This is a genomic window from Paenibacillus aestuarii (assembly GCF_027789125.1).
Lineage (GTDB): Bacteria > Bacillota > Bacilli > Paenibacillales > NBRC-103111 > Paenibacillus_E > Paenibacillus_E aestuarii.
This window is the reverse complement of sequence record NZ_JAQFVF010000033.1, coordinates 212,109-230,423: the sequence shown is the minus strand read 5'-3', so window position 1 is coordinate 230,423 and position 18,315 is coordinate 212,109. Positions and strand designations below refer to the sequence as shown.

General features: G+C 43.9%; 15 protein-coding genes. All 15 read right to left on the bottom strand.

The features are described from left to right. Positions 1–4 precede the first annotated feature (4 nt). On the bottom strand, positions 5–1,132 hold the full coding sequence (locus O9139_RS16220) for a glycosyltransferase (RefSeq protein WP_270880502.1): 1,128 nt from the start codon (positions 1,130–1,132) through the stop codon (positions 5–7). Next, positions 1,044–2,198, bottom strand: a complete 1,155-nt coding sequence (locus O9139_RS16215; protein ID WP_270880501.1) for an O-antigen ligase family protein — start codon at positions 2,196–2,198, stop codon at positions 1,044–1,046. The genes O9139_RS16220 and O9139_RS16215 overlap by 89 nt, the downstream gene beginning before the upstream one ends. 182 nt (positions 2,199–2,380) lie before the next feature. Further along, positions 2,381–3,466 carry a glycosyltransferase family protein gene (locus O9139_RS16210; protein ID WP_270880500.1) on the bottom strand — a complete coding sequence of 362 codons (1,086 nt, stop codon included), beginning with the start codon at positions 3,464–3,466 and terminating at the stop codon, positions 2,381–2,383. A gap of 14 nt (positions 3,467–3,480) precedes the next feature. Beyond that, positions 3,481–4,872 carry a polysaccharide deacetylase family protein gene (locus tag O9139_RS16205; RefSeq protein WP_270880499.1) on the bottom strand — a complete coding sequence of 464 codons (1,392 nt, stop codon included), beginning with the start codon at positions 4,870–4,872 and terminating at the stop codon, positions 3,481–3,483. Between the two features lie 87 nt (positions 4,873–4,959). Next, on the bottom strand, positions 4,960–6,300 hold the full coding sequence (locus tag O9139_RS16200; protein ID WP_270880498.1) for a lipopolysaccharide biosynthesis protein: 1,341 nt from the start codon (positions 6,298–6,300) through the stop codon (positions 4,960–4,962). A gap of 11 nt (positions 6,301–6,311) precedes the next feature. Beyond that, positions 6,312–7,412 carry a DegT/DnrJ/EryC1/StrS family aminotransferase gene (locus O9139_RS16195; RefSeq protein ID WP_270880497.1) on the bottom strand — a complete coding sequence of 367 codons (1,101 nt, stop codon included), beginning with the start codon at positions 7,410–7,412 and terminating at the stop codon, positions 6,312–6,314. After that, positions 7,409–7,996 (bottom strand): acyltransferase, encoded by a 588-nt coding sequence (locus tag O9139_RS16190; RefSeq protein ID WP_270880496.1) that lies wholly within the window; start codon positions 7,994–7,996, stop codon positions 7,409–7,411. The genes O9139_RS16195 and O9139_RS16190 overlap by 4 nt, the downstream gene beginning before the upstream one ends. A gap of 17 nt (positions 7,997–8,013) precedes the next feature. Further along, a complete protein-coding gene (locus O9139_RS16185) occupies positions 8,014–9,348 on the bottom strand; it encodes a nucleotide sugar dehydrogenase (RefSeq protein WP_270880495.1) in 1,335 nt (444 codons plus the stop codon). After that, positions 9,345–10,382, bottom strand: coding sequence for a Gfo/Idh/MocA family protein (locus O9139_RS16180; protein WP_270880494.1), 1,038 nt, complete (start codon positions 10,380–10,382; stop codon positions 9,345–9,347). The genes O9139_RS16185 and O9139_RS16180 overlap by 4 nt, the downstream gene beginning before the upstream one ends. A gap of 46 nt (positions 10,383–10,428) precedes the next feature. Further along, positions 10,429–11,055 (bottom strand): YveK family protein, encoded by a 627-nt coding sequence (locus O9139_RS16175; RefSeq protein WP_270880493.1) that lies wholly within the window; start codon positions 11,053–11,055, stop codon positions 10,429–10,431. Next, complete coding sequence (locus tag O9139_RS16170) at positions 11,055–12,104, bottom strand: polysaccharide deacetylase family protein (protein WP_270880492.1); 1,050 nt, start codon at positions 12,102–12,104, stop codon at positions 11,055–11,057. Before O9139_RS16170 ends, O9139_RS16175 begins: the two co-directional genes overlap by 1 nt. Positions 12,105–12,124: 20 nt before the next feature. After that, positions 12,125–13,168, bottom strand: a complete 1,044-nt coding sequence (gene galE, locus O9139_RS16165) for a UDP-glucose 4-epimerase GalE (RefSeq protein ID WP_270880491.1) — start codon at positions 13,166–13,168, stop codon at positions 12,125–12,127. Positions 13,169–13,638: 470 nt separating this feature from the next. Next, the gene (locus O9139_RS16160) at positions 13,639–14,967 is read right to left on the bottom strand and encodes a right-handed parallel beta-helix repeat-containing protein (RefSeq protein ID WP_270880490.1); all 1,329 of its coding nucleotides are present in this window, start codon (positions 14,965–14,967) and stop codon (positions 13,639–13,641) included. A gap of 233 nt (positions 14,968–15,200) precedes the next feature. Next, the gene (locus O9139_RS16155) at positions 15,201–16,910 is read right to left on the bottom strand and encodes a stalk domain-containing protein (RefSeq protein ID WP_270880601.1); all 1,710 of its coding nucleotides are present in this window, start codon (positions 16,908–16,910) and stop codon (positions 15,201–15,203) included. Between the two features lie 82 nt (positions 16,911–16,992). Continuing rightward, positions 16,993–17,616 carry a YdcF family protein gene (locus tag O9139_RS16150; RefSeq protein WP_270880489.1) on the bottom strand — a complete coding sequence of 208 codons (624 nt, stop codon included), beginning with the start codon at positions 17,614–17,616 and terminating at the stop codon, positions 16,993–16,995. Positions 17,617–18,315 lie beyond the last annotated feature (699 nt).

Sequence of the window (18,315 nt, the reverse complement as noted above, 5' to 3'; positions counted from 1 at the left end):
CTGTTTACCTGTTTATCACTTTTTTGCCGTTGTAGAACTCGCTGTATATCGATTCCCATCTTGAGATGATGGCATCTATATCATATTTCTCCAGCACATACTCACGTGCGTTATGCCCCATTTCTTGCCGCTCCTGGCTCGACAGTGACATCATTGTGTTCATTTTCTCCGCCAGCTCCTCGGGATTCGCTGGACGGGACAGATAACCCGTTACCCCGTCTTTCACGACCTCACCATTGCCGCCAACATCAGTGGCTACCATCGGCAGCTCGCTCGCTGAAGCCTCGAGCAATACCATAGGCATGCCTTCCCAGGCAGATGAAATAACATAGGCGTCTGATGCGTTCATCAGCCGGGGAATATCTTTTCTTACACCCAGAAACTTGATCTGATTCTCCAAATGCATCGAGCGCGCGAGGCCCTCCATCGACTCTCGCAGCACACCATCGCCGGCAATGAGCAATTTGCACCGTTTGTCCTTGTCGGCAATTTTAGCGAAAGCGTGAATCAGATTAGGATAATCTTTGGCCTCAACGAAGCGGCCTGCAGCCAGCCATACAAATTCATCTTGAAGCCCTAGCTCACTTCGAATAATTGCGTAATCTTCCTCATTTCTTTTAAATTTTTTCAAGTCGATTCCGTTAGGTACGAACATGATTTTATCTTTAGGACAAGCCTTCTTTTGAATATAAGCGTCCACCGCATTTTGACTGACATTGGTCGTTATTTCACAAAGAGGGTCTGTGGCTCGATAGAGGAGCATCCTAACCTTGCCGCCTTCATTCGTATTGTGTGCTGTTGAGATTAGAACCGGCACTTTCACAAAAAAACGGGTGACTCGGGATAAAATATTAGCGTGAACCATATGACTATGGATAATATCCGGTTGGAAATTTTCAACAATTCGTTTAAGCTTAAAAATAGCTCTGGGATCCGGAACGCCCTTCTTCATATTCAACGAAACAAGTCCGATCCCCAAAGCGCTTAATTCTTCCGCATAAGCCATTGGCTGAATCATCGAGATAATTTGTACGAGCCACCCTCTAAGTTGAAGCCCCATTGCCAATTGAACGACCTGCGCCTCTGCTCCTGCGTAGTCTAATCCCGTCAGTATGAAGATGATCTTTTCCATTCTGCTCAACATCCTTTACATTCTGTTTTGGCGCCAGGGCCAGGGCTGTAATCGCAATTAGGATATACTCGTAGTTGTATCCGAAATCCCCACTGAACATTGCCGATATTACACTTTGGATAAACAGGGCTAACAGCACGCCGCTGTGTCTAGCTATGAAGCAGGAGTATAGAAGAGCAATAAGCCAAAGTGCCATCCCCACAAGTCCAAGCTGACTGGCAATCTCCAGCACAATATTATGAGGATAATTGTAATTTCCCATAATATCGTTCCCGCCTAGACCGGTTCCAAAAAAGGGGTGGGCTATAAACTGATCTAATGCTTCTTTCTGCAAATATTTTCGTCCCACATAGTTCGCATCGCCAACAAGCTCATCCTGACTGACTAGAACCGCGAACCGACTCGTTCCAATGACCTCCTGGAGCTGATCATTGTAATGCCATGCTGCAAACGCCCCAACCAGCACTAGAGCAAGCACCCCGAACTTAACCCAATTATTAATATGCAATTTCTTATTCATATACTTGATGAACAGCACCATCAGAAGCACGCATGCATTTGCCACTAGCAGAGCCATAAGCGGCCCTCTTGACTGTGTAGCAATACCGGACATAATGCCGAAAGTGATCGTGGCCAATCGCAGCACAAGCGGGATGCGTTTACCCCATATGGCAATCGTCACGGCAGCGAACAGGATCCGCGCATCGTAGATAGGATTACCGCCCGGTAACGTCAATCTTCCCGGATACTCCGCGGGGAACTCACCAAACAGGTGATGGATGATAGAGTAACCTAAGCCAAACAGCACAACAGGGGTCCAAGTAAACGTTTTATACATTCTGTAAATGATAAACGTAAAAATACCTGGAATAATCCCGTGAATCGATATAATCTGTAATTTAAAGATGCCAAAGTCGTCATTGTAAGCCCAGTTGACCGAAATTACGCTATACAGAAGGAAGATGAGCCATAGTTTAAGGCCCTTATTCGTAAAGAGCCCGTCACCCAGCTTCGGTTTATCTAGGAATGCAACGACGAGCAGGAACATCGGCACGGCTAACAACAAAAATAAGGAGCTCCCATGAACGTATGTTTTAAACAGGTAACCTGTTAGGTCAAAAAAATAACTGAATCCAAAAATCCAACCCGCGTCAATCTTCATACCCAGTTGCATTATGCATTGCATGAAAAAGATCACGAGACAGGCACCAAGACAGCCAATCAGAATGAGCTCAATACTCAATGTACTCACCGTTCCCCAACAATACTTCTCATATAGTCAACTCGAACGACTTCTTTCTCTTTCGTATCTAAGTGCTGTACCCACTCCCTCTTCACCCGTTTGCCGGACCAATTCATACAGAAGACATGAATTAAATCCAAGTTAGCCTCTACATTATTGTTTTCATTAGGCAGTTCCAGAATGAAAGGTGCTTTATGTTCAGCAAAATCGGTATCTCGATAGCCAAGAATGACCGGTATGCCGTATGCTAAGTACTCTCTTACTTTCAACGGAGACGCTTCTTTCATCATGGCCCGATGCATCGCTAACGAACCTATGGCAATATCCGCTTGCTGCATAATCGGTTGATACTCTTCTTTCGTTAAACGTCCGTAGAATTTCATATTCGATGGCAGCTCCGCTTCCTCCATCTGTGATCGTTCAATTCCGATCATATCGAAAGTCCAACTGGGCTGATGTGCAGCTAGCTTTACAATTTTATCGGTCCCATGCCATGCTTGCCCTGGTGAACCGATAAATACAGCCCTTAGCTGATCGTTAGATGGGGTTTCGGTAATGTTGAATTTATCCATTTCAATCCCATTGCCAATTACGATTTTGCTCTTTACATAACGGCTGTAATGCGTTTCCTCCGAAAGCTCCTTGCTTACAAAGACATACCCTTTGCTAACCCTCAAGACACGGGCTCGTGTCAGAAGATGGTACCAGTACCTAAAGCCCGGACTTAGCCGCATCTCAGCAAGATCATTCGTATTGATCTCCAATATCGAAGGATACTTCCGCAGCAACCCGCCCAAGTAGGGATAGTAAAGATCATAACGATGGTAGATAACATCCGGCTGCCATTGATCCACTTGATGAATTAAATTGTGAAACTTAGAGAACCGCGTCTTCCAGCCGTCATACCGCTGTATCGCAACTTCCATTTGACCACAATGATCTTGCCAATCATCGTTCTTCCGATTTGTATAAATAAACAGCTTGACTTCGTTGCCTAACTTTATCCATTCCTTACCTTGCGAACATATCTTCTTAAAGACGCCGCTCTCCGGCCCTTCGTTCCAGTGGATCAGGTATGCAATTCTCATCATCTTCACCTTTGTTCCTAATTTGTTTGAAGCAGCCCTATGCAATCCTGGTAGAGGCTGACTTCCTCCTCTTTAACTAGCTGGCTGTTGTGCCACAACAGCGTGAAGTCCCCGTTGAATCTTCTGCACTGATTGTAGTAATGCTCAATTTCTTCACACGCCTCCCGACCCTTAAGTCCTAAACCGGAGGCAAATATGACTGTCTGCTCCATGACAATGAGAGGGCGTTCTTTTAACCTCAGCTGCTTCCGGGTCAACAAATTGAAAACGGAGTATTCATAACATACACCGCAGCGAAATCCCGGCAAGTCCGAATAGCTTAGCGTGCTATCGTAATCAAGTCCCGCATCTTCCCAATACTGCCATGTCTCTGATGCGTCCCATCGCAAGTAATGTTGCCTTCCCCCCCATATACTCTGTTTGATCTGATTAGCCCTGGCCGTATCGAGTAGAATATCAAATTGCTGTTTGATTCGGTCCGGTTCCTTGTAGGTATGATAACTCGGATGCAATCCAATCTCGTGACCTCGATTGTGGATTTCATTCAGCAATCGTTTGATTTCCGTATCCTTCATGGAGTAATTACCATCTAAACCCGGAGCCGTCTCTTGTGTGATGAAGTAAAATGCGCTGCGAATCCCGGCCTTCTCGCTTTGCTCCATAATCCAGTGGAACGTATTGAAGATGTCTTCAGATAAATTGCCGCCTCTTGTTTTCCATAGCGTTTTTAGCTTCTTATAAGCCGAGTGGTAACTGCCCCTTTTGATAACATCAGCTGTTATTTCCTTCAGCATCTGTAACGTTGTTTTACCAACCACATAGAAGGGCCAGTCGACGTCATGGCTCAGTAAAAACCGGAATTCCCTTGGTCGTCTATGAAGTTCTTTGGGCCATAAATCCATGAGCAATTCCCAAAGGATCTCGATGTATTCATTAACAATTGGGCGATCCAGAAAGTTCTCTTGATAGGCAATTGAATATCTCGCAAGGAAACGATTGCGCTGATCTCTTTCTGTAATAACGCATTCTTCATAGCGAGTAAGCATAAAAAATGCACTTCCAAATATATCTAATCCACAATAAATAGCTTGTGGTTCTTTTTCAAAATAAGTCCCACCACTGTTTTTCTCCCCGAAAATGACCGGCACCATGCCAAAGAGCCGGTGTGCGAACGTACTCAATGGGGATTTCGGCAGTGATGACTTTTGCAACCATTGCAGCTCATTCGTTCGTAAGAATATATCCGAGATGATTAACTTTGTACCGCTGCTTTGCTCGTTGACGACTTCAATGTCTACCCTGTTCTCAAACTCCACTTTATACGGAATCCCCAAGAACTCCTCAAAAATAACCTTAAAAATATACTCACGTTCAGGCTGACGCATGAATGGAGATCTTATGATTAACACTTGTATTCCTCCATGTCGTTTCTTGTGTTCTTGCCGTGCAATAGGGGAGTATTTTCCCTCCCCTTTGCTGGATTTCCCTTACTACCTTCACCCCATTTTAATTACACTTCCTGCTTTGGTGCTTGCACCTGTTTCATACTCTCCTTTCTTATTCCTCTTCATTCTCAAAACCGCTACCCACGATAAAACCAGATGCAACACGTACCCCAATGTGGAGGCTGCGCTTAAGAATACGACAGCCATTTCTGCGCTTTGTTTTGTATAGCGGGCTAGCAACAAGGAACCTAGAATGATAAGAATACGGAAAACTTCACGGTATAGATGCAGATCTTGCCGTTCTGCCACACCGAGTGTTGAACCTACTGAATTTGCGATAAATTGGCTTAAATACATAATGGAAAGTATCCTTATGAAGTCCCCTGTCTTTTCCCATGTGTTGCCAAACAAGAAGTGGAAGAGTATGGGCGCGAAGACAACGATGCCCCCAATCACAAGAATGCCAATGAAAAATGTTTTTTTAACCGTACTTTTAAATAAAGGATAAATTTTCGAAGTATCTTGGTTGAGGTGAATGGCGAATTCGGATAAGTACACTTGATTTACAGAGAGTGAAATCAATATAATCGGAGCTCCCAAAAATCGTTGACTCATCGTATAGAGACCTGCCACATAAGGGCCATACATCGCTGCAAGAATAATATTCGGAAGGAAGAGTCCGATACTATTTAGAACATTGGACCAGCTGGATAAGAGCGGGAACTTGCGATAGCGATGTGCACTTTCCTTCATATCTGTCCATGAAGTGTACATATGCTCACGTTTCACGTCCCTGCGCCACAATCTCCATTGGGACCATACGCCAGTTACTCTTCCGAGCAACTCGCCGATAATAAGCCCTAGCGGTCCCATCGATGTGAGGCTTAATAACAACTGCGAAGAAACTTGGCTTATGCTCTGTATGTACTTGGTGCGGGATAGCGGACCAAAATATTCCTTTCTTATGGACCATAAGTTCAGAATCTGATGTCCCCCGGCTCCGAGTAAGCTCAAGGTAAAAAGGATGGAGTAACTCTGCATGTCGGGTTCGTCCATCCAAGTGGAGAGCTGGTGATGCAGGACATAGAAGCCAATCCCTCCTAGAAGGCTAATGATGACACATAAGCATAAGGATAGGCTCACAATACTCGAGGCTGTCCGATCACTTGAAGGAAGCGGTATCGCCATCTCATAAGATAACGAGACAACGACTAATACGATTCCAATCATCGAGACATACACGGAATAGATCCCGAAGTCAGAGGGACTATACAGGCGAGTCAGAACAGGCAGCGTAGCCAGAATAATAATCTGACTGAAGACGGTTCCTCTTGCTAAAATAAACACGTTCCGCATAAATTGACTCAAGGAAAGTCCCTTAAAATATTTCATATAGGCTCCATTCACATGAATTCAATAAGCTTGCTGCTCACATATTCCTGAATCTCCCGTGTGATTTGTGGCCAGATGGGTAAGGAGAGCACTTCCGCTGCCAACTGTTCTGCTTTAGGCATGGAGATCCCCATGGATCGGTAGACTGGCAGCTGATGGACTGGGGTTGGATAATAGACCATGGTACTAATCCCCGCTTCTTCCAGCTTTGCCTGCAGTTCATCTCGTTTCCCATTTGTAATGCGAACGGTGTATTGGTGAAAGACATGCTTGGCATAATTCTCTTCAGCAGGGAGGATAAGGCCGTCAATTCCGTCCAGAAGCTCCTTGTAAACATGAGAAGCTGCTACCCTTCCATCATTCCACTTATCGATATAAGGGAGTTTAATGCGCAATACAGCAGCTTGTATTTCGTCTAATCTGGAGTTATAGCCGATCATTTCGTTATAATATTTCTTTTTCGATCCGTGTACGCGCAGCATGGAGGCCTTCAGTGCGATTTCATCATGATTAGTGACTAATAGTCCCCCGTCTCCGTAGGCTCCTAGATTTTTTGTTGGAAAAAAAGAGAAGCAGCCAATATCACCAATGGTTCCAGCCTTCTGCCCTTGATATTCAGCTCCGAACCCTTGAGCTGTATCTTCGATGACATGAATTTGGTGCTTTTGCGCGAGCTCCATGAGAAAACCCATATCCACAGAGTGACCAAACAAATGGACAGGTATAATGGCTTTCGTCCTTGGTGTAATGGCTGCTTCTAATTGCGTGAGATCCATATTATACGTTCTTTCATCTACATCCACGAACACCGGTGTCGCGCCCACTTGGCTGATCGCCTCTGCTGTTGCAAAGAAGGTAAACGGTGTTGTAATTACCTCATCACCAGGTCCTATATTCGCCGCAAGCAAGCCGATAAGCAGAGCATCTGTGCCGGAATTCAATGCTATTGCATGTTTGGTATTGAGATATTTCGCAACTTCTTTCTCGAACGTTTTTACATTCGGTCCCATAATGAAAGCTCCGGAATCCAATACCTGTGCAAATGCCTCCATGAGCTGAGGCTTTAACTCGTTGATCTCATAGCTTAAATCCAGAACAGGTACATGCTTCATGCTTCTTCCCCCGCAACCTTCGTTAATTTGTCTATGTGGAGCCGATACTCGCGCTTGCACGCTGAACATTCGGCTTCATCTTCTTGCACTTTAAGTGTCTGCCCGCATTCGCAGACCCAACCGATTCTTCTCGCCGGTACTCCCGCATACAGCGCATAAGGGGTTACATCACGTGTAACAACCGCTCCAGCTGCGATAAAAGCCCATTCTCCTACAGTCACCCCACAGACAACTGTTGCATTCGCCCCAATGGAGGCTCCCTTCTTGACGATCGTTCTATGATAGTCATCGCTTGTATTGCGTGGAAAGGCAGAGCGCGGTGTTCTGACATTCGTAAAAACCATACTTGGACCGCAGAAAACATAGTCTTCCAAAGTGACCCCTTCATAGATCGAAACGTTATTTTGAATCTTAACGCCATCTCCTATGGAGACATGATTCGCAATAAAGACATTTTGCCCTAAACTGCAATTCTTTCCGATTTCTGCTCTGCCACATACATGGGAAAAGTGCCATACCTTCGTCCCTTCACCAATATAAGCGCCTTCGTCAACAATGGCTGTATCATGCTTGAAATACGACATTCGAATTGCTCCCTCGCTTAAAGTAGGTGATACTTACCCGGTTTATCGTGATGTCTCATCGCATTTCGCGTATCGAACAGACATGTTGCATATTGAGAAATCAACTCATAGTCAAAGCCCGAATGATCGGTGGTAAGAACCGTAATGTCAGCTGTAGCAAGCTGCTCCGAAGTTACCGTGACACATTCGTAATGCTTGTTCTTATGCCGGAAAGAGCGAATATGGGTGTCGCTGACAACGACAGTGGCTCCTCTTTCTTCCAAAAGCTCAATGATTTTCAATACAGGCGACTCCCGATAATCGTCGATATCTTTCTTATAAGCAACGCCTAACAGATAAACGGCGGAGCCGTTGATGGACTTGCGCTGCTCGTTAAGCGCTTCACCAATTTTTTGTACGACAAACTCAGGCATTGAATTATTGATCTCTCCTGCTAATTCAATTAACCGGGTGTGATAATTAAATTCCCTGGCTTTCCATGTCAAATAGAAGGGATCGATAGGAATACAATGCCCGCCAAGTCCCGGTCCTGGGTAGAAAGCCATAAATCCATACGGTTTAGATTTAGCGGCATCAATGACTTCCCATACGTTAATCCCCATGCGATCGCACAGAATGGCCATTTCATTAGCTAATGCAATATTGATGTGACGGAATGTATTCTCATAAATTTTTTCCATCTCCGCTACAGAAGGACTGGATACGGTATGCACCTCTCCTTCGAGCACCTCCTGATACAAGGCAACTGCCGTCTGGAGGCACGCTTCGGTGACGCCGCCTACTACTTTGGGCGTATTTTTCGTACTGAAAAATTTATTCCCCGGGTCGACCCGTTCAGGAGAATAGGCCAGGAAGAAGTCGATGCCACACTGTAGACCTGTCTGCTCCAGAATTGGCTTCACCAGCTCTTCCGTCGTTCCAGGATAGGTCGTGCTCTCAAGCACGATGAGCATTCCCTTATGAAGGAATTTTGCGATTTCTTTCGTGGAATTTACAACGTAGCTTGTATCCGGCTGCTGGTAGGTATCAAGCGGAGTTGGCACGCAGATCGCTACCGCATCGACATCATCTAGAAATGTAAAGTTAGTCGTCGCTTGCAAGCGCCCTTCTTGGATGAGGTCTCGGAGATCCTCGTCAATGACGTCACCGATGTAATTGACCCCCGCATTCACCATCTCAACCTTAGAATCCTGCACGTCAAAGCCTATAACCTTATAACCGGCTTTCGCCTTTTCAACCGCCAAGGGCAGCCCAACATACCCTAAACCGATAACTCCAATTACGGCTGTCTTATTAGTAAACTTTTCAATTAACTCCGTGCTGTAGTTAGAAACCAATTGATCTGCTCTCATGTCCGTACTACTCCTCCCAAATCTTGATAAGTGACCTGCTGGAGTCCGTCATTACAGATATCTAGTACCAATTTCACAGCATTTCTTCCGTCCTCGATGGTTACGATCGGTTCCCGGCCTTCCTCAATAGCCGCAATCATATCTTCAATAATGTGTTGGTGGCCCGGGATGCCGAACGGATTCTGTTCTACTTCTAGAATCCATTCATTCGCTTCTTCACGGGTAAGGCCGGCACAGTTCAAATGCTTGATCCAATTTGCTGTTGGCCCCCCGATTACCGCATACCCATGCTCGCCAAAAACACTTATCGATTCTTCGAGATTCTTATCGTATATCGTGGTCGAAGCTTCAACTACGCCCAAGACGCCACTGGTAAACCTCAAAGTGGCAACCGCCACATCCTCCGATTCAATCTGACGAATGCGTGTATCAATCATGGCCTTCACATCTGCAACAGGCCCGATGAGCCATTGAATCAAGTCCAGACTATGAATCGCCTGATTCATTAGCACCCCGCCATCCATAGCTCTAGTTCCCCGCCACGGTGATTGATCATAATAGGCCTGATCGCGATTCCATCGCAATGTCACATTGACATGACTTAGCTTGCCAAACCAATTTCGATCAAGTGCCCACTTCAATCTCTGCACAGCCGGACGGAACCGATTCGGATGCACGACCGTCACCTTAACCTGACTTGCGGCTGCTGCATCCCTGATGGCATCAATATCCTCTAAGGTGAGGGCTACAGGCTTTTCAATGATTAAGTGTTTGCCTGCCCGGGCTGCCGCAATGGCATGCTGAACATGCAAGCCGCTCGGCGTACATATGCACACCACATCAATTTCCGGCTTATGATCCAGCATATCCGCTGCATCCGTGTAGCCGTCCACCTTCAACTCTTCTTGCAATTGCTGCAATCTCGTTTGATTGGCATCGCACAGCGCAACGAGCTGTGCCTGCTCCAAGCGTTTTATCGCTTCAATATGCTTATTGGCAATGTGGCCGCAGCCGATAATCGCAAAATGTATCAATTTGAGCCCTCCAATTGGGAATAACCTTCACTTTCATTTGATTCCGCTACGCGGAAATGGGGTAATAATTCTTTTTTTTTACCTTGCGAAGATTTTTCTTATCCAAATATAGAGAGACACTTGACCCGCAGATCAGACCAATAAACAAACATATCGCCAGGTTAAATAGCTTTTTGGGTTTTACCGGAATTGATGAGTTCTCATATACGGCTAGATCGAGAATGCTCACATTGGCTTGATTCAGAATTAACGTCGAGTTGTTGACGAATGATTCTGCAAATGCATTGGCGATCGCCACAGCTTGGTTTGCATCATTATCATTCGCATAGACAGAAAGAATCAAGGCGCCTGGATCTGTTTTGACTTGTACCTTCTTTAATAAATTGACCGGAGTTAGTGTACTGGAAAGTTTAAGCTTGACGATGTTAGCTATAAATAAGCTTTGAATGGCCTCTTCGTAAGTCTTCGTTAACATCTGGTTAGCCAGCAACTCATTATATTTGTTAGATACATCATTGCTGGACTTATCCAGGTTCGCTATGATGGTCGCTTTGGCTTGATATTCCGGTTGTAGAACCATATTCAGTCCGACGCCAATGGCCACAAAACACAGCACAATGATTGGGAATATAATGAAATGCCTGCGAATGGCCTTTACAAGCTGATTTCCCATTACTTCACCTCTCTCACATATACTTGTGATAATCGATTAAAGCTTTGCTTTTGCACACTGCTCATTCCAAGAATCCTGTTGCACAGCTCCTCCATACTCGTACTCACCATGCCATATTGAAGCTGTAGCTTCTTAAAGTGATCAATAATGATTTGGAAGGAGGCTAAATTCTTTTCTTCGTCAATCGCGAAATTATAGGGGTGCCACCAAAGATGGTAGACGAGTCCATGCTTAGCCGCATAGGTCATACTCGACAGAATGCGCTTAATACGCCACCCCTCTAAGATCCTTGATCTCTTCGAGTAAGGCCGGAGAAAATGACTGGCCGGCAAGTTAACAGGTGTACTATGGGGCAGTTCTTCAATGGAATAACAATTGTGCCCGGTTACATTCATATAGGCATCCAATAAACGCATAAGCCTTTTCAGCATGGAATCGTTCCGGGAATACCCTTTGCGGTAAATCCAATGAGACGGATTTCCTCTATAGGAGCGAATACCGTATTGGCTAAGAACAGGTACATACGACTCATTGACTTGATTTCTTGGAAAAATGATACTCTCTATCTTCAATCCTTTATTCTCAGCCGTTTGGATTGCCGCTTTTAAATCCGCAATGAAATGTTCAAAGGATTGCCCTTCTTCTAAACAATAATAGTGCGAGAACGTATGTGTAGAGATCTGCTGGTGCTTCGTAGCCCGAATCACATTAATTAGCGAGAGTGCATAATGATGAGGATCCAAGGATTCATCGGGACCCACATTCCCTTTCTGGATATAGGGATATGGGGACAAGTCTTGAACAGAATAAGTTGGAGTAAGGCGGGGCAGGTTCTCCTTCATTTCTTCTAGATTTTCGAAAAAGAGAAGTCCCACGATCGCCCACGTCGCATGAATATGATGCTGTTCAAAAAGCTCCAGCAGCCTGGGGATTAAAGCTCTTTCGCCGGCCATTTGCTCTTCATAATAGCGCATAGAGTAAATATCTCTTACTCCCCAGTACATCTCGAAATCAAGTGATATGACAAACTGACCTTGTTTATTTTTCATATTAATCCCATTCCAACCCTTTACACCCAACTTCGTTCTAGCTCAAGCACACTCTCGTATCCGTTGGGATTATTTATTTGCCAACGCCAAGCATCTATGCACATCTCCTCAATCCCTCTTTGAGCTGCCCATCCCAACTCATCCTTAGCCTTGGTCGGGTCTGCGTAGCATATCGCGACGTCACCGGGTCTCCGGTCTACAATGGTATAAGGGATTTTCCTACCACTTACTTCCTCGAAAGTTTCAATGAGCTCAAGGACGCTGTAACCTCTACCCGTACCCAGATTGTAAGCATTCACACCTGTCACTCCGGCCATCAGCCTCTCAATTGCTTTTACATGACCTAAAGCCAAGTCCGTGACGTGGATATAATCTCTGACACCTGTTCCATCCGGAGTTGGATAATTATTGCCGAAAACTAGCATTTCTTTCAGCTTCCCTGAGGCCACCTGCGTAATGTATGGCATTAAATTATTTGGGACGCCATTCGGACTCTCACCGATCAAGCCGCTTTCATGCGCGCCTATCGGGTTAAAATAACGCAGCGGAATAATACCCCATTCGTCATCAGATATATAAAGATCTCTTAAGATCTCTTCAATCATCAACTTAGATCGACCGTAAGGGTTCGTTGCCTCCAGGCTAAAGTTTTCTGAAATCGGCACTATGGATTGTAGACCATACACCGTTGCTGACGAGCTAAAAACCAGCTTCTTCACGTTGTACTTCTTCATCATTTCGATTAGGGTTATCGTTCCGTGTATGTTGTTATCGTAATACTTGAGAGGCATATGTACGGATTCTCCAACCGCCTTCAATCCTGCTAGATGGATGACGGCATCGATGGTATTCTCAGAAAATACGACTTCGAGTTTTTCCTTATCCCGCATATCCATTTCATAAAACCGGAAGTTTTTATTAGTGATCTCGTAGACTCGCTTTAGAGCTTCAGGTTTGCTATTACTGAAATTGTCAAACATGACAATGTCATAGCCTGCATTCAACAATTCAACACTTGTATGTACTCCTACAAATCCACTGCCGCCAGTGACCAAAATAGCCATTGCCTATTCCACTCCCTCAACATACTTGATCCGCAATCTCAGCCTCAGAAATTCCTTGTTTTTCTATTCCTCGGTAGATACAAAAAGAAGAGTTTTTATCGCTTTGAAACATTTTGTATCATTTTACAGATTAACTATACGATACAATATGTATCTAGTCAAGCGCTTATTGACCCACTTTCATCGATAAAACACCGATCTACGATTCATTATGTATTTCGACAAAATGCCTCATTCACAGATTAAATTAAGGTCAAATCCCGATTAAACACACGTAAATTCCCTTGAAAAACTACGAAAAACACCTCCTTTCAGCAACTGGCGATTAAACATTTATTTACCAGTTTATTAAAAAATGTGTAATCCAAACATCCCGTCACCAAGAAACAGAATGTATCATGACACACCCCCTTCGCTAGATACAATATGTAACAAAGTGAGACGACACTTGTGTGCCGTCTCTACTTTTTTTATCGATTTACGATTGCTGTCTTTCTTGCTTGAATTTTATTATTGCTCAAAGTCACATTGGAGAACGGCTTACCTGTCACATACGTAGAAAGCTGTATGCCATAGTCCACATCACTGATATCATTGTCAGCAATGACACCGTTCACAGCACCCTGCCATGTCCAAATTCCGATACTTGCATGCACAATTTTGTTTGCTCTAATCTCAAAGTCGGAAATATCGCCAACCCGTATGCCTGTTGTTCCGCTCAGGTTCGCACTTGCCCCCATTGTTACACTGTTATTTAATATTTTAACCCGTTGCACCGTAGTTTCTGCTGAGAGTTCAATGCCGCCATAGAAGCTGCCTACGCCATCAATCGTATTCCCAGTCACTGTTACGTCGTTAGCATACACAGAAATACCAGCAAACATATCAATGTTTGGCGCGGGGTCACTTGCTACGTACTGATTGTTATTCAAGAAAGAGTTAATGATATGGTTATTAGAAACAGTTACACCAGGAGATGCAATCTTAATCCCCCGCTTCGCACAGCGTTCAAACGTATTGCCCGTAACAACGGAATTGGTCAGAACCGTCCCCGAATCAAAGTAAATACCATCGCCATCGTCTTTCGGATATATATCTGTAATCGTGTTATTGCTAATTGTAACATTTTGGGCTATGTTACCGTTATAACTAGACATCATAATCCCCCGCGATACAGCCGGGGCGTTCTTAGCTCTCACATTTTTCACCGTATTGCCACTAAGCACCACATTAACGACACCCGTTTTAATCATGACACCAGATACAAGATCCGTCGCATAGCTGCCGCCTTGGGTATAGTTCATAATCGTACTATTCGTAATGTTAATATTGGATAAGTTCTCGTATATGTTGACCCCGCATTTACTCAGATTGTTTCCATCAAGAATCAACTTATCAATGTTAACATTACTGCCTCTGATTCCAAGCATCTCAGCCGCAAAGCCGCTACCGACCAGCTTGATCGTTGTTCCGTTCCCTTGAATGGATACATTCTTCGCAACGGACAGAGGCTTGTTCAGATCAATGGTAAATTGTCCATTGGCCGGAAACACAACCGTACCGCCGCTAGCAGCTGCTGCTGTTAGTGCATCATAAATGGAGTTATAGTCGATAACCCTAAAGACTTTCCCTGTTGGGGTTGTTGGTGTTGTCGGTGTCGAGGTAGATGGAGGGGTTGGGACTTTTGTCGTTTTTGTTCCATCAAAAATGTAGGCACCGTCATCTGGTACAATTACGTAGACTGGCTTTCCATTGGCGTATGCGTCGTCAATAGCCTTCTGCATTGCACTATCCGCCATTAGTCATCCAACTCCTTTACATGATTAAATAAAAAGTTACTCACATTCATTCCTCCCATAAATTGGTTAGGCAAGTTCTAACTACTCAATTCGCCATAGTTCACTTTATTCAGCAGAACAAATTTTGCTATTGATCTATTGCTTTTATAAGCCTAATCTTTCTTTTATTTATGAGATTCATAGAAAAAAGCCCACACAATGGTGGGCTTTTTAATCATTTATTCAGCTAAAACTTATTGGTGATACACATCATACTGCTTGGCTTGAATGCTATTATCGCTTACTTTAACATTCTCCTTCTCACTGTTTGGCAAATAACTATCCAGATTAATGCCGCCACCGCTAGGCATGCTAATTTTATTACCACTAATAACACCATTAGATGCACTCTGCCACATCCAAATTCCTATTTCCCCATTCTCTATGACATTCGATGAGACAGTAAAGTCATTCACCCGCCCTATTCGGATTGCTGTTTTTCCTCCCAAATTACTATTGGCGCCCATTTTTACCGTATTGTTTTTAATCAAAACGTTGTTTACGGTTCTCTCGGCGGTAACTTCAATTGCTGCATAAAAGCTCCCTTTACCTTGTAACACATTATCGGTCACCTTATTATTGTCTGCATAGATACTGATCCCGGCATACATGTCTGGGGCGAGTTCACCTTTATTGTTACCAAAGTAATAATTGTTGTTCAGATAATTGTTGATGATTTCATTGCCTGTCACTTCTATGCCTTGTGCATTAATTTTAATGGCTCGTTTAGCACAGTTCTCAAAGCGATTATTTTGAATCTTACTGTAGGTATCCTCGGCCGCATTACGCTCCAAGCTTGGATCCTCATAATAAATGCCGTCGCCGTCATCAGCCGGTCCAATATCATGAATGTAGTTATTGGCAATAGATACATGTTTAGCAGCCTTCTCGTGCCATCCTGCCTTATTCTCAGTCAGGTAGATCCCCCTGGCTACTAAGCTACCCTGGTTAAGATGTACGGCCTTTATATTTTGAATATCATTATGTTCAATACTAATTTGATCGGTGTTACCGTACACCGATATTCCGGTAACAATCTCTCTGTAATCGTCGCGGGAAGGGTTATCACTCTGGGAAGCGTTAAGAAGCGAGCTGTTGTCAATTTGGATGTTGGTGCTTCCGGATTGAACGATTACAATGTTGAGTACTGAATAATTCCCATCCAAACGCAACCGGCTGATCCGAATATTATCCCCTTTGAGCATAAATAAACTATTACCAAACTCAGCTTCATGATTTGCTTGTATTTTCGTCGACATGCCTTCCCCTATCACGGTGATGTCTGAATTCACGGTTAGCTTCTGGGCTGCGTCAATTAAATAAGTACCTGAGGGGAAATAGAGCGTACCCTTCGCCTTCGAGACAACGTTCAATGCAATTTGGATCATCTTGGTATCATTGCTTTTGCCGTCCCCTTTGACCCCAAAGTTCCTTACATTATACGCCTCAATTCCTAGTGAATTAGAACGATCCGGCTGAATATGTTCAGGGGATTGAATATTAATGGTATGAGCCTTATCTTCCCAAGTCACGATATAGCCGCTTACTTCACTAACGAACCGGATGGGGACTACAGCCGTATTGTTCACGATCTTGGCGGATACCTCTAAGTTCTTAGACTCGTCGTTAACATAAGCAACCTCTTTATCCATTGGAAGTTTAATGACAAGATCGTCTTTGCTGCCAATCGCTGTACGCTCTTCATCATCCCAGGAAACCTCAAATCCCATGCGTTCAAAAATAGTGCGGAATGGAACGAGGGTAGTTCCGTTTTCAATAATCGGATCAGTTTCAAAGGAAACCGCTGTTCCATCAAAAATGACCTGCACTTTATTCTCAGCCATAGCCGACAAAGAAATTAGCATGGAAACAGCAACAATTAACACCATTAAATAGTACTTCATTCGCTTCAAAACTTTATCTCTCCTTACGCATTTTTATTTCGCAAACTTTTAACCAGACAGTATTCCCCAATAGTTAGACAGATTATGCGCGATTTAAAAGTTTATAGCCTACAATTTTTACCCACTCCAACGGTACGTTCTCTCTCGTATCATGATAATGCCACCAATCATCCAGTGGGTATTGAGACTTTCCAGCTATATAACTCAACTGAATACCAGACCTCTGATAAACTTTGTCAAATGTCAATTTTGCTCGCATGGTATGCCAATCCGAGGTAATAACGAGTGCCCGCTTCATCCCCCTTTCCAGCAAAATTTGCTTTGTATATTTGGCATTATCGAAAGTGCTCTGTGCCCGATCTTCAAGCATCATCGCACTTTCAGGAACGCCTAAAGCATGTAGTCGAGACATCATTTTGTTTATTTCCTTCTCATGCTCATAATTGAAAGTTCCATCCGTCAAGAGAACGGTCGGCGCATATCCATTTGCATATAATTCGGCGGCTTTCTTGGAACGCTCGGCAAAGCCACCCTCTCCACCAAGTACAATGATGACATCGCTTTTGTTTGCAACATCGGCTACGACTAGCTTATTCCCTAATACATGAAGCCAACTATACCTTGTCATGTATAGAATTAACGTTATAATTAAACATAGGATAATAATTCCAAACATAGTTCGAATCATTCGTTTATACCTTGGCATTGAGTCCTCTCCATTCTAGAAATAAGAAAACAACAGGCTCAATAAGAAGCTGTCCGAATTTCGATCGGATTAGCCCGTTAGAGCCTGTTCTAAATGCTCATATAGTTTTAATGAATTTGCATTAAGCTAATTGAACAGGCCCTAGCTGAAGTCTCAACACAATAAATTAATGTATCGGTGCCTAGGAATAGGCTCATTCAAATATGCAGTACTTTGGTTAACCTGAATAGTCGTTGGATATGGATGGATGAAAAAGGACAGAAAGAACCTGCCTAACTCTACTCCGTCTTTCCATGCAACGTCATAGTCGTATTCTTCGTTATGCGGGTACCTGCTGCTGAGATACCCCTCCAAGGAGAAGGTTATTCCTCCAACCGTCACTTTTAATCTCCAGATCACCCGTTCATCGATCGGCAGCCGAAGTGATGTTTGAAACCTAACTCCAGTTTCATTAATTTCCAATAATCGGACCTTCGCTTGTTTGGAATCTATGGATTTATTATGGATCTGAACAACCTTAATGAAGCAATATGTCGGAGGCTTACAATCCAGCTTTTGTCTAACTCTAGCGGTTTTCTCCATATATTCAGCTTCCTTTTATTAGGATCATAACAACTGAGGGCCGATACATTGTGTAGCAACAAAATTACAGTCTTTCCGACATTTTCGTTTTCATATTAGGCAGAACACTGTTATAAT